At 74.7% G+C, this 11,898-nt stretch carries 14 protein-coding genes; 2 read left to right on the forward strand and 12 right to left on the reverse strand.

The annotated features are described in order from the left end of the window. Window positions 1–19: 19 nt before the first annotated feature. The 8 genes from egtE to IEZ27_RS28345 all read right to left on the reverse strand — a co-directional run bounded on the left by egtE (window position 20) and on the right by IEZ27_RS28345 (window position 7,148). Window positions 20–1,201 (reverse strand): ergothioneine biosynthesis PLP-dependent enzyme EgtE, encoded by a 1,182-nt coding sequence (gene egtE, locus IEZ27_RS28310; protein ID WP_189650041.1) that lies wholly within the window; start codon window positions 1,199–1,201, stop codon window positions 20–22. Continuing rightward, window positions 1,198–2,178, reverse strand: a complete 981-nt coding sequence (egtD, locus tag IEZ27_RS28315) for an L-histidine N(alpha)-methyltransferase (RefSeq protein ID WP_189650042.1) — start codon at window positions 2,176–2,178, stop codon at window positions 1,198–1,200. The genes egtE and egtD overlap by 4 nt, the downstream gene beginning before the upstream one ends. A 16-nt stretch (window positions 2,179–2,194) precedes the next feature. Beyond that, entirely contained in the window at window positions 2,195–2,905 is a 711-nt protein-coding gene (egtC, locus tag IEZ27_RS28320) for an ergothioneine biosynthesis protein EgtC (RefSeq protein WP_189650043.1), read from the reverse strand. Beyond that, a complete protein-coding gene (gene egtB, locus IEZ27_RS28325) occupies window positions 2,906–4,201 on the reverse strand; it encodes an ergothioneine biosynthesis protein EgtB (RefSeq protein WP_189650044.1) in 1,296 nt (431 codons plus the stop codon). Continuing rightward, window positions 4,198–5,463, reverse strand: coding sequence for an ergothioneine biosynthesis glutamate--cysteine ligase EgtA (egtA, locus tag IEZ27_RS28330; RefSeq protein WP_229824415.1), 1,266 nt, complete (start codon window positions 5,461–5,463; stop codon window positions 4,198–4,200). Before egtA ends, egtB begins: the two co-directional genes overlap by 4 nt. A 176-nt stretch (window positions 5,464–5,639) precedes the next feature. Continuing rightward, a complete protein-coding gene (locus IEZ27_RS28335; RefSeq protein ID WP_189650045.1) occupies window positions 5,640–5,882 on the reverse strand; it encodes an anti-sigma factor family protein in 243 nt (80 codons plus the stop codon). Window positions 5,883–5,922: 40 nt separating this feature from the next. Beyond that, window positions 5,923–6,516 (reverse strand): RNA polymerase sigma factor, encoded by a 594-nt coding sequence (locus IEZ27_RS28340; RefSeq protein WP_229824416.1) that lies wholly within the window; start codon window positions 6,514–6,516, stop codon window positions 5,923–5,925. A gap of 233 nt (window positions 6,517–6,749) precedes the next feature. Further along, window positions 6,750–7,148, reverse strand: coding sequence for a VOC family protein (locus IEZ27_RS28345; RefSeq protein ID WP_189650046.1), 399 nt, complete (start codon window positions 7,146–7,148; stop codon window positions 6,750–6,752). Between the two features lie 67 nt (window positions 7,149–7,215). Between IEZ27_RS28345 and IEZ27_RS28350 the strand changes: the two genes are divergently transcribed. After that, window positions 7,216–7,704, forward strand: coding sequence for a DinB family protein (locus IEZ27_RS28350; protein ID WP_125637823.1), 489 nt, complete (start codon window positions 7,216–7,218; stop codon window positions 7,702–7,704). Window positions 7,705–7,816: 112 nt separating this feature from the next. On the opposite strand, the gene IEZ27_RS28355 is transcribed toward IEZ27_RS28350, so the two are convergent. Beyond that, on the reverse strand, window positions 7,817–8,680 hold the full coding sequence (locus tag IEZ27_RS28355) for an SMP-30/gluconolactonase/LRE family protein (protein WP_189650047.1): 864 nt from the start codon (window positions 8,678–8,680) through the stop codon (window positions 7,817–7,819). 21 nt (window positions 8,681–8,701) lie between these two features. Next, complete coding sequence (locus tag IEZ27_RS28360) at window positions 8,702–9,628, reverse strand: EamA family transporter (protein ID WP_189650048.1); 927 nt, start codon at window positions 9,626–9,628, stop codon at window positions 8,702–8,704. A gap of 77 nt (window positions 9,629–9,705) precedes the next feature. Between IEZ27_RS28360 and IEZ27_RS28365 the strand changes: the two genes are divergently transcribed. After that, window positions 9,706–10,203, forward strand: a complete 498-nt coding sequence (locus tag IEZ27_RS28365; RefSeq protein ID WP_189650049.1) for a MarR family winged helix-turn-helix transcriptional regulator — start codon at window positions 9,706–9,708, stop codon at window positions 10,201–10,203. On the opposite strand, the gene IEZ27_RS28370 is transcribed toward IEZ27_RS28365, so the two are convergent. Both IEZ27_RS28370 and IEZ27_RS28375 read right to left on the reverse strand, forming a co-directional pair. Next, window positions 10,180–11,364 carry an MFS transporter gene (locus IEZ27_RS28370; RefSeq protein ID WP_189650050.1) on the reverse strand — a complete coding sequence of 395 codons (1,185 nt, stop codon included), beginning with the start codon at window positions 11,362–11,364 and terminating at the stop codon, window positions 10,180–10,182. The two genes, IEZ27_RS28365 and IEZ27_RS28370, sit on opposite strands and share 24 nt — an antisense overlap. A gap of 47 nt (window positions 11,365–11,411) precedes the next feature. Continuing rightward, window positions 11,412–11,891, reverse strand: a complete 480-nt coding sequence (locus IEZ27_RS28375) for an RrF2 family transcriptional regulator (protein WP_189650051.1) — start codon at window positions 11,889–11,891, stop codon at window positions 11,412–11,414. Window positions 11,892–11,898: the final 7 nt, after the last annotated feature.

Genomic DNA, 11,898 nt, shown 5'->3' on the forward strand with positions numbered 1-11,898 from the left:
CGTCCGTCGACCGGCTGCTCTAACATCCGTCGAGGAAGCGGGCCAGCGCGTCCAGGGTCTCCTGCGGCGTGCCCGGGGGCGGGGAGACGCGCAGCACCGGCTCACGCAGGTCGAGCGGGGCTCGGGCGACCGGCGCGACGCTCACCAGCAGGCCCGCCCCGGCCGCCGCCGCGGCCGTCCGGACGGCGTCCGCGCCGGGCGGCGGGCGGAGGGTGACGACGGCCGAGGGCTCCTCGTACGGCTCCACCACCCGCCAGCCGCCCCTGCCGTCGAGGGTGTGCCGGGCCGCCGCGCCCAGCCCGGCGAGGTGGGCGCGGACCTCGGCCGGGCCCAGCGCGTGATGCTCCAGGACGGCGACGCCGAGGCCGACCCGGGCCGCGACGGCCGACTCGGAGCTCTCGTAGCGCGCGGCGCCGGGCAGCGGCCTGGTGACGGGACCCGGCTGCATCCCCGGCGGCATCCCCGGTGGCATCCCCGGCGGCGGGTCGGGCAGCCAGACGTGGCCGCCGAGCGTGGGCGCCGGGGCGTCCATGTCGCCGGTCAGGCCGGGCACGATCAGGAAGCCGACGCCGCGCGGCCCGGCCAGCCACTTGCGGGAGGTGCCGACGTAGGCGGTGGCGCCGGCGCCGGTGACGTCCACGTGGCCGAGCGACTGGCACACGTCCAGGACCAGCGGCACGCCGGCCTCCCGGCACAGCCGGCCGATCTCCCGTACCGGCTGGGCGGTGCCCCGGTGGGAGGGGAGGTGCGGGAGCGTGACCAGGTCCAGGCCGTGGCGCAGGGCGGCGGACAGGGCGTCGAGGTCGAGGCGGGCGTGGTCGTCGGCGGGCAGTTCGGCGAGGGTCCAGCCGCGTTCGCCGGCCAGGCGGCGCAGCAGCATGAGGGTGCTGCCGTACTCGGCGCGGGTGAAGCCGACGCGGGCGCCCGGCCGCAGGCGCCAGCCGCCGAGCAGCGCCGCCATGGCGGCCGTGCCGCTCTCCAGGAACGCGACGTCGGCCGCGCCGGCCCCGGTCAGGGCGGCCAGCGCGGACCTGGGCGCGGTGAAGCCGGGCACGGCGGCGTACCCGCCGCGCTCGCGTTCCCGCCTCAGGTGCGAGACCATCGCGTCCAGTACGCGGTCGCTGGGCACGTTGCAGCCGGCCGCGTCCAGGTGGCCGGGCGGGACGGACGAGCGCGCGGCCCGCCAGCGCTCGGCGATCACACCCCGGCCAGCAGCAGCCCGAAGTCGCCGTCGGGGTCGGTCCACGTCCGCAGGACGGTGAAGCCCGCGCCGGCCAGCTCCGCCCCCAGCGGCTCCAGCCGGAACTTGGCGCTGATCTCGGTCCGCATCTCCTCCCCCGCGGCGAAGTCCACGACCAGCCCGAGCGCGCCGACCGGCACCCGCATGTCCCGCGTGGCGCGCAGCCGCATCTCGATCCACTCGTTGCGCTGGTCGTACAGGGCGACGTGCTCGAACGCCTCCGGCTCGAACCCGGCCCGCAGCTCCCGGTTCACCACGCGCAGGACGTTCCGGTTGAACGCGGCCGTCACCCCGGCCGCGTCGTCGTAGGCGGCGACCAGCCGCCCGGTGTCCTTCACCAGGTCGGCGCCGAGCAGGAACGTGTCACCGGGCCGCAGCGTGGCGCGCACCTCCTTCAGGAACACCTGGCGGGCGGCCGGGTCGAGGTTGCCGATCGTGCCGCCGAGGAAGGCCACCATGCGCCGGCCCGAGCGGGGCAGCAGCCGCAGGTGCCGCTCGAAGTCGGCGCACACCGCCAGCACCTCCAGCCCGGGGTAGCGCCCGGCCAGCCGGCGCGCCGCCGCCTCCAGGGTGACGGCGTCCACGTCCACCGGCGTGTACGCGCGCAGCGTGCCCGCCCCGGTGAGCGCGTCGAGCAGCAGCACGGTCTTCTCGCTCGTGCCCGACCCCAGCTCGACCAGCGTGTCCGCGCCGGAGGCCGCGGCGATCTCGGCCGCCCGCGCCCGCAGGATCGTCAGCTCGCGGCGGGTCGGGTAGTACTCGGGCAACCGGGTGATGCGTGAGAACAGCTCGCTGCCCACCTCGTCGTAGAACCACTTGGGCGGCAGCCACTTCGGCGTGGCCGTCAGCCCGGTCCTGACGTCGTGTTCGAGCGCCTGGCGCAGGTAGCCGGGGTCAAGATGGTTGATCACATGGACGGTCGGCTGGGTGACGGGCACAGGGTCCTCCTGAAGATCACAACGGCTGGACGCGTACGTCGCCGGGCGCGGCGGTCAGCAGGCTGCGGTCGGGCACGGCCCGCCAGCCCGGCCGGTCGTCGAGCGGCTCGCTGGCCACGTACACGCCGTCCCGGTCGGCACGGAAGGAGAGGGTGTCGCCCCAGACGGTCGCGGCGAGCGCCGTGCCGTCGCAGGCGAGCAGGTTCAGGCGGGCGGCGGGGTCCTTCTCCCCCGCGCGGACGACGACGTCGGCCAGCGCCGCGGCCAGGCCGAGACCGGCGCGCCCGCGGGCGAACACGGCGGCGGCCAGCCAGGCCGAGTCACACGGGCTCTCGGGCAGGTCGTCGGCCAGGTCCCGGACCGCGTCGCGCTCGACCCGGCCGTTGTGGCTGAGCAGCCAGCCGCCGCCGGCGAACGGCGCGGTGGCGCTCTCCTCGACCGGCATGCCGGTCGTGGCGCAGCGTACGGCCGCGATCAGGCAGCCGGAGCGGGCGACCTCGGCGAGCGCGGGCAGGTTGGCGTCGGCCCAGATGGGGATCGCGCGGCGGTAGCGCACCGGTTCGGGACGGGCGGGGTCGTACCAGGCCATGCCGAAGCCGTCGGCGTTGACCGTGCCGTGGCGCTGCCGCCTGGGCGCGTACGACTGGGTGAGCAGGCCGTACGCCGGCTCGTGGATCAGCGTGGTCAGCGCGCGGGGAGCGCCCAGCCAGGCGGCGTGCCGGCACATCTAGGCCCGCTCGGCGTCGCGGGCGCAGCGGAAGCCGGTGAAGATCTGCCGCCGGATCGGATAGTCCCAGTTCCGGAACGTCGTGCGTACCGCCGCCGGGTCGGCCGCCCACGAGCCGCCGCGCAGCACCCGGTACTCCTGCCCGAAGAAGACCTCGCTGTACTCCTTGTACGGGAAGCTACGGAAGCCGGGATAAGGCTGGAACCACGACCCGGTCCACTCCCACACGTCCCCGACCATCTGCTCGGCCCCGTACGCGCTGGCCCCGGCCGGGTACGCGCCCAGCGGGGCAGGCCGGGCCGCCCGGTGACCGAGGTTGGCCAGGTCAGGACGGGGATCCTCGTCGCCCCACGGGTATTTGCGGGCCCGCCCGGCCGCCGGGTCCCAGCCGCAGGCCTTCTCCCATTCGGCCTCGGTCGGCAGCCGCCGGCCCGCCCAGCGGGCGTAGGCGTCGGCCTCGTACCAGCTCACGTGCTGGACCGGCTCGTCCATCGGGACCGGCTCGGTCCGGCCGAAGCGGGTGCGCCACCAGGTGTCGCCCTCCCGCGTCCAGAACAGCGGCGCGACGGCGCCGCTCTCCTGCCGCCAGCGCCAGCCGGCCGGATGCCACCAGCGCTGGTCGTCGTAGCCGCCGGACTCGATGAACGCGGCGTAGGCGGCGTTGCCGACGGGCAGGCGGTCGATCCAGTAGGCGGGCAGTTCGACCCGGTGCGCGGGGCGCTCGTTGTCGTAGGCCCAGGGCAGCGTCGCGGTGCCCATCTGGAAGGGGCCGGCGGGGACGTACACCTCGGCGGGGCCGGTGGCGCGGCCCGGCGGCAGGTCGCCGTCGCGGACCAGGCCGGGGCTGCGGGAGAGCTGCCAGGTGGCCAGCATCGTCTCGTCGTGCTGGTGCTCGTGCTGGATGACCAGGCCGAACACGAACCCGTCGCGGTGCAGCGGCGCGGCGGCCTCCAGGTCGATCGCGTCCAGCACGTCGAGCACGCGGCCCCGTACGCCGCCGATGTACGTTCTGGCCTCGTCCGGGCCGAGGATCGGCAGGGTGGGACGGTCCTTGCGGGGGTGCTTGAAGGCGTCGTAGATGTCGTCGATCTCGGGGCGCAGCGGGGTGATTCCGGCGGCCTCGCGCAGCACCCACAACTCCTCGTAGTTGCCGACGTGCGCGAGGTCCCACACCAGCGGGGACATCAGCGGGGAGTGCTGACGCAGCAGCAGGTCGTCCTCGGCCTCCGTATAGGTCAGCGAACGGTCGCGCACCGCGGTCAGCTCGGCGGCGATGCGTTCCTTGATGTCGTTCATGCCCGTCCTTCTCCGCTCAGCCAGGCCGGCAGGCGCCGTCCCGGGTCGGCCATCAGGTCCATCAGGTCGGCGGCCGGGGAGCGGCCCGCGCTCACGTACCGGGCGGCGAAGCCGGACACGGCGGCGACCAGGGCGGGGGACGCGCCGAGCCGGGGCAGCGCCTCGACGGCGGCGCGGAAGCACGCCTCGGCGGCACGGGCCAGGCGCGGGTCGGTCAGGCCGCACCTGGCGGCCACCTCGGCCAGACCCGCGACGGGCTCGGCGGCCGACAGGGCGGCGTCGGCGGCGCGATCGTCAGCGATCAGCGCGTGGGTGACGGCGACGCACACCGGCCAGTCGTCGGGGTGCTGGGCGTCGAGGTAGCGGATCTCCAGCCAGCCGCGCGGCCGGACCGGCGGGAAGACGGTGGTTGCGTGGTAGGCCAGGTCGTCGGGGGTGGGCGGGCGCTCACCCGCGCCGCCGAGCCAGTCGCGGAAGGTCGAGCCGTCGCCGACCGCGCGGTAGTGGTGCTCGTCCTCGCGGACGAGCATGAGCCGGGCGTCGAGCAGGTACGCCGCCCAGGCCGCCGCCGGATCGCCCGAGGCGGGCACGGGGGCGGTGCGCGTCGGGTCGAGGTTCTCCCAGACCGCCTGGCGGCCCGACATCCAGCCGCACGGACGGCCGCGGCTCAGCGGCGAGTTGGCGAAGGCCGCGGTCAGGACGGGGCCGAGCAGCCGCGCCCGCTCCCACCGGACCCCGGGTCGCTCCCCCAGGTCCACGTTGACCTGGACGGACGCGGTCGAGCACATCATCAGCGGACCGTACGGGCGGCCCAGGAACTCGGCCATGGCGTCGTAGCGGGGCTGGCGGAGTTGCCGCCTGGCCGGGCGCAGCGGGTCGAGCCCCACCCCGCCCAGCACCAGCCCGTCCTCCGCGAACGCCGTACGCACGGCGGCCACGTCGGCGGCCAGCCGGTCGATCGCCTCGGCCGGCGGCCCGGCCGGGCCCGACAACTCGATCTGCCCGCCCGGCTCGTACGTCACCCGGCTCCCGCCGGTCAGCGCCGGGACCGCCCGCCCGACGCGGTCCATCGGCACCTGCCGCGCCGGGTCCGCCCGGTCGAAGATCAGGAACTCCAGCTCCGCTCCCACCTGGTCCCCCGGGGCGGGGGCGAAGCACCGGCGTGCGAACTCCTCCACCTCCGGCACGCCCCTGAGCGGCTCGCCGGCCGCTCGCGAGGCGCCGGACCCGCCGGCCGCCTGGCCGGTCATCGCGTGGCGCATGGTCTTACAGACCCGCGAGCCCCGAGACCGTTACACGAAATCTGGGGACTTGTTGAAATTTGCCCCTTTCGCCCCCTCCCCCGGACCGGACGAGCCCGGGGGCGCGGATCAGCGGCAGCGGCGGGCCAGTGCGGCAGACCGGCGCGAGTGGCGGTGGCGGGTGGCGGGGGCGCGGGTCAGTGGCGGTGGCGGGCGCGGAAGGCGGACATCAGGCGGTCGCGTGTGCCGTCGGACAACTTGCGCTCCGGCGGCAGCTCGCCGAGGGCCCGGACCGTCTCGCGGAACTGGTCGAGCCGCCGCCCGCAGTCGGGACAGGAGCCCGCGTGCGCCTCGAACCCCTCGCGTTCGGCCCGGTCGAGGGCGTCGTCGAGGTAGGCGGTGATGAGTTCCACCAGTTCGTCGCAGGTGAACCGCTTCACGACGTTGACCGCCTTACCTCTGCACGTTGAACCGTTTAACCTATTCTGACCGCTTGACGGACTGGTAGTAGCCTTCGAGCCGGTCGCGTACCGTCGCCCTGGCACGATGGAGAAGAACCCGCTGGTTGGCGGCGGAGATCTCCAGGATCTCGCAAACCTCCTCGGACGTGCATCCCTCCACGTCACGCAGGGTGATCACGATCCGCTGCCGGGCCGGCAGCCCGGCCAGCGCCTCGCCGATGAGCCCGCGGGCCTCCGAGGCGAGCACCGCGCCCTCCGGCGTCGCGCCGTGCTCCTTCTGCACGGGCTCGGCGGGCGGCTCGAACGCGCTCCACGGCAGCGTACGGCTCTCGCGCAGGCCGCGCTTCTTGGCGGTGTTGACCAGGATGCGGTAGATCCACGTCTTGACCGAGGAACGCCCCTCGAACGCGTCGATGGCGCCGATGACCGCCAGCCACGTGTCCTGCACGACCTCCTCGGCCGAGTCGTCGGTGGACACGTAGGACCTGGCCGCCCGCAACATCCCGCGCGACCAGGTGTCGAGGAGCGCCGCGAACATCGACTCGTCCCCGGCCCGCAGCGCCGCGACGACGACGTCGTCCGGGGGCAGCCCACCGCCCGCGAAAGGCCCCACGATCGTTTCCTCCCGGTCGAGCGTCGGGGACATCATGACATCGGGCCGCGCGTCGTAAGCGCCCGGCCCGCCGCCGCGCCCGCGCGGGACGACACGCTCCAGGCTAGCCCTCGCCCCCTCGCACCTGAAGATCGCACACCGGTCCACGCCCGCACGTTATACGGCGGCACCGACAAGGAGCCTTCCCCCTCGGAGGCCGTCCAGCCCCCGGGCGCGGGACCGGGATCGGCGGGTCAGTCGCGGTCGTAGTGGCAGACGGCCTCCAGCATGACGCCGTGGGGGTCCAGCCAGAACGCGGCGTAGTAGGGCGGCGGGTACTCGGGGAACTCCTTGGGCTCGTGCAGAACCTCCGAGCCGAGCGCGACCGCCTGGGCGTGCGCCTGCTCGACCGCGGACCGGCCGCGCACCGCGAACGCGAGGTGCTGCAGCCCCGTACGGTGCCGCGAGTAGCCGCCGGGCTCCTGCGAGGGGTAGAGGAACAGGTACGTGCCGGGCTTGTCGTCCGCCGGCATGTAGCCGATCTCCTCCTCGCTGTTGAAGAACTCCTTGTAACCGAGGTAGGGCAGGAGGGCGTCGTAGTAGTCCTTGGCCGCCCGCATGTCGGGGACGTTGATGCCGATATGACCGATCATGCAGGGAGTATCGCGGTCCCCGTCCGGGCGCGGCAATGTGTCGGTCCCGGCTGTTACGGTCGCGGGCATGGGAAGAAGGGTTCCGCCGTCCGGCGGCGAGAAGGAGAGCCTGCGCGCCAGCCTCGACCGTCACCGCGACGTCATCCTGTGGAAGCTCCAGGGCCTCGGCGAGGAGGAGGTCAGGCGCCCGATGACGCCGTCGGGCACTTCCCTGCTCGGCATCGTCAAACACCTGGCCGCCGTCGAGTACGGCTGGTTCCGCACGACGTTCGGCCGGGCGGGCGAGCCGCTGTGGTTCGCCCCGGAGGACGACTTCGAGATCGGCGCGGAGGAGACCACCGAGCAGATCACCGCCTTCTACGGCCGCGCCCGCGCCGCCGCCGACGAGGTGATCTCCGACCTCGGCCTCGACGAGCCCGGCACCTCGTGGGCGGGCGAGCGGGTCACCCTGCGCTGGGTGCTCATCCACATGATCGAGGACACCGTGCGCCACGCCGGCCACATGGACATCCTGCGCGAGCTGATCGACGGCGCCACCGGCGACCACCCCCGCTGACCGCCGACCGGGCCGGAAAAGCGGCCGGTCAGAGCGTGGCGGGCAGCACGGGCCTCTCCCACACGCCGGGTCAGAGCGTGGTGGGCAGCACGGGCCTCTCCCACACGCCGGGTCAGAGCGTGGTGGGCAGCACGGGGCGGCCGCGTACGCCGGGGTCGGCCGCGAACAGCGCCCCCGCCTGCGGCTGCTCCCGCGGGTCCACGTCGAGCCTCGACGTCGTGACGTACAGCCGGTCGAGGTCCGCGCCGCCGAACGTGACCGCGGTGACCTTGCCGACCGGCAGCCTGACGACGGCGTCCAGCCGCCCGTCCGGGGTGTACCTGTGGACGGCGAAGCCCTGCCAGAGCGCCACCCACACCCCACCCTCCGCGTCGACCGTCAGCCCGTCGGGCGCGCCCCGCTCCGGCTCGATCGTCACGAACGGCCTGCGCCCGGTGAGCCCGCGTACAGGGTCGTGGTCGAGGACGTCCACCCGGCCGGTGTCGGTGTCGGCGTAGTAGGCCAGGCTTCCGTCGGGGCTGAAGTCGAGGCCGTTGGAAACGGTCACGCCGGTCAGCACCGGGCTCAGGGCGCCGCCGGGCCCGGCCACGTAGAGGGAGCCGCGTCCGCGGGTCCCGTCGTAGGCCATGCTGCCGATGTAGAAGCGGCCCTCGGGGTCGCAACCGCCGTCGTTCATGCGTACGGTGGGGTCGTTCCACGCCTGGCCGAGCGAGCGCAGCGGCGCGTCGAGGTCGTCGGAGTCGGCCAGCAGCAGCTCGCGCTCACCGGCGACCACGTAGCCGCCGGACACGCGAGGGCGCAGGGCCGCCGCGACCGCGCCCGCGTGCCGCCGGCGCACCCGGCCGGAGGCGTCGAGCGCGAGCACGTCGCCCGCGAGCATGTCCACCCAGCGCAGCCCGCCCCAGCGGCCGGACCACACGGGCCCTTCGCCGTGTTCGGCGACGGGCTCGGTCACGGGGTGCGCGACGATGTTCATACCGGCCTCCTCGTCGCGATCTTATCGGCGCGCGGTCAGGTCGTCTTCGGCGGGCACGCCGCGCAACGGCTGCGGCTGCGGCTCGGCTCGGCGCCGTACGGGCTGGACCTGCGCCGCGACGAGGGCGGCCAGCACGACGACCGCACCGATCACCTGGGCGAGCGTGAGCCGCTGGCCGAGCACCAGCCAGCCGAGCGCGGTGGCGACCACGGGGCTGAGCAGCCCGAGGAAGGTGACCTTGGTGGCCGACAGCTCGCGGATGCCGCGGAACCACAGGGTGTAGGCCAGGGCCGAGCCGATGATCGCGAGGTAGGCGTACCCGGCGAGGTTCTCGCCGGTCAGGTGGGCGGGCGGCGGGCCCTCGACGAGGAAGGTGACCGGGGCCAGCAGCAGGCCGCCGGCGGTGAGCTGCCAGCCGGTGGTGGCCAGCAGGGGCGCGGGCGACCTCCAGCGCTTGCTGAGCACGACCCCGAACGCCATCACCACCGCGCCGCCCAGCGCGGCGGCCACGCCCAGCAGGTCGAGCCGGGCGTCGGCGCGCAACACCAGCAGGCTCACCCCGGCCACGCCCGCCGCCGCGGCGACCGCGACCCGCCAGGTCAGCCGTTCACCCAGCAGTCCCGACGACAACAGGGCGACCAGCAGCGGCTGGATGGCGCCGACGGTCGCGGCCACCCCGCCGGGCAGCCGGTACGCGCCCACGAACAACAACGCGAAGAAGAACCCGATGTTGAGCGCTCCGAGCACCAGGGCGCGCCACCACCAGTTCCCCTGGGGCAGCTTGCGCGTGAGCGCGATCAGGATCAGTCCCGCGGGCAGGGCCCGGATCAACGCGGCCAGCAGGGGCCGGCCGGGCGGCAGCAGTTCGGTGGTGATCAGATAGGTGGTCCCCCAGATGGCGGGGGTGAGGGCGGTCAGCAGGACGATTCCCGTTCGATTACTTAGCACTAAGACAAATTAGCTCAGCGCCGGGCCGTGCTGCCAGGTGATTTTCCTCACCACTAAGACACTTGTAGGCTGCCAGGGTGGCTGACCAGGTCGACAACATCCTCAGGCAGTGGCATGCGCAGCGCCCTGACCTGGACGTTTCCCCCATGGCGGTGATCGGGCGACTGTCCCGGCTGTCCCGGCTGATCGACGCGGAGCTGACGCGCACGTTCGCCAGGCACGGGCTCGACCGGGCCTCGTTCGACGTGCTGGCGACCCTGCGGCGCAGCGACCCGCCCCACCGGCTGACCCCCGCCGCCCTGATGCGCGCCTCGATGGTCACCTCGGGGGCGGTCACCCAGCGGCTCGACCGGCTGGAGTCGCGGGGGCTGGTCCGGCGTACGCCCAGCGACTCCGACGGCCGGGCCGTGCACGTGACGCTCACGGACGAGGGCCTCGCGCTGATCGACCGCGTGCTGCCCGACCACCTGGCCACCGAGCAGCGGTTGTTGTCGGCGCTCAGCGGGCAGCGGCGCGAGAAGCTGGCCGCCACCCTGCGCGAGCTGCTCGAATCACTCGGCGACACCACCGGCTGACCGGGTGACCAGCGCGAACACCAGGGCCACGACCGCCAGCGCGGCGCCGGTCCCGTACGTGAACGCCGCCCCCGACGGCAGGGTGAGGCCGCCGAGCAGCGTGCCCGCGCCGATCCCCGCGTAGATCGCCGAGGAGTTGAGCGAGACGACCAGCGGCGCCTCCCGGGGCGCGGCGGCGATCAGCCGGTGTTGCTGCGGCGGCGTCTGGCACCAGCTGCTCGCGCCCCACCCGAGCACCAGCACGCCGATCGCCGCGCCGCCGATCGCCGCGCCGCCGGCCGCCGTCCAGGCGAGCAGGCCCAGGCTCACGGCCATGACCAGGTACGCGGCCGGGAGCACCCGCCCGGCGCCCCACCGGTCGGCGGCGTAACCGGCGGCCAGGTTGCCGAGGACGGCGCCGAGCCCGTACAGGAACAACATGCCCGCCGTGCCCTCGACGCCCACCGCGCGCAGGGCGGGGACGCTGTAGGCGTAGACCGTGTAACTGGCGCCCATCCCAAGCACCGTGAGCGGCAGGATGGCCATCACCGCGGGCCGCCTCAGCACGCCCAGCCGGGTACGCAGCGGCACCCGCGGCGCGCCCGGCAGCACCGGCATGATCGCGTACACGCCGGCCGCGACCGCCAGGCAGGCCGCGGCCACCGCGCCGAGGGCGTACCGCCAGCCGAGCCGTTCGCCGGCCAGGTCGCCGAGCGGCACGCCGAGCGCCGTGGCGACCGTCAGCCCGCCCACCACGACGGCCAGCGCCCGTGCCCGCAGCTCGGGCCGTACCAGGGCGGCCGCCACCGCGCCCGCGCCCGGTGTGTACGCCGCCGCCCCCGCCGCGGCCAGCACCCTGGTGGCGATCAGCACCGGGAAGGACGGCGCCAGCGCCGACCCCAGGTTGGCCAGCCCGAGCACGACGAGCGCCGCCACCAGCAGGGCCCGCCGCGGCACCCGGGCGGCGACGGTGGCCAGGACCGGCGACAACACGGCGTACGCCGCCGCGAACACCGTCACCGACTGCCCCGCCGCGCCCTCGGTGACCTCCAGCGAGGCGGCCAGGTCGGGCAGGAACCCGGCCACCACGAACGCGTCGGTCCCCACCGCGAACGTCCCCAATGCCAGCACCAGCGTCGGGGCGAGCCCTCGGGACTGCGTCTTGTTCGGGACATCCAACATCCCGATTCTCCTTCCACGTGTGCGCCCTGCGGGCGGTCATCGGAGGTTCAGCCGCGAAGGCGCGCGTAGTGGCGGCGGGCCCGGTCGGGGGCGTTCGCCGGGGCCGCGGCCATGAGGTCGGCCACGGTCTGGGCGGCCAGCTCGCGGCGCCAGGCGAGGTCGGCCCGGCGCATGGCCGCCGCCACCCCGCAGGCGTGCGCGAACTCGCGGGCGGGCGCCTCGGCCCCCGCCCCGCGCCGCCGGATCTCGGTGCACCTGAACGCCTCGTCCGGGCCCTCGACCGCGGCGACGACGTCCATGAGCGTGATCCGGGCGGGTGGCCTGGCCAGCTTGAACCCGCCCTGCGCGCCGGGCACCGAGGTCAGGATGCCGGCGCGGACCAGCGCCTGGAGCCGCTTCTTGAGGTAGACGGGCGGCAGCTCGAACAGCGCCGCCAGCCGCCCGGTGGACAGCGGGGCCTCGTCCTCCAGCCACGCCAGCACCAGGCAGCAGTGGAGCCCCCACTCGACGCCTTCGCCCATGCGCATGAAAGGG

The organism is Nonomuraea spiralis (assembly GCF_014648435.1).
Lineage (GTDB): Bacteria > Actinomycetota > Actinomycetes > Streptosporangiales > Streptosporangiaceae > Nonomuraea > Nonomuraea spiralis.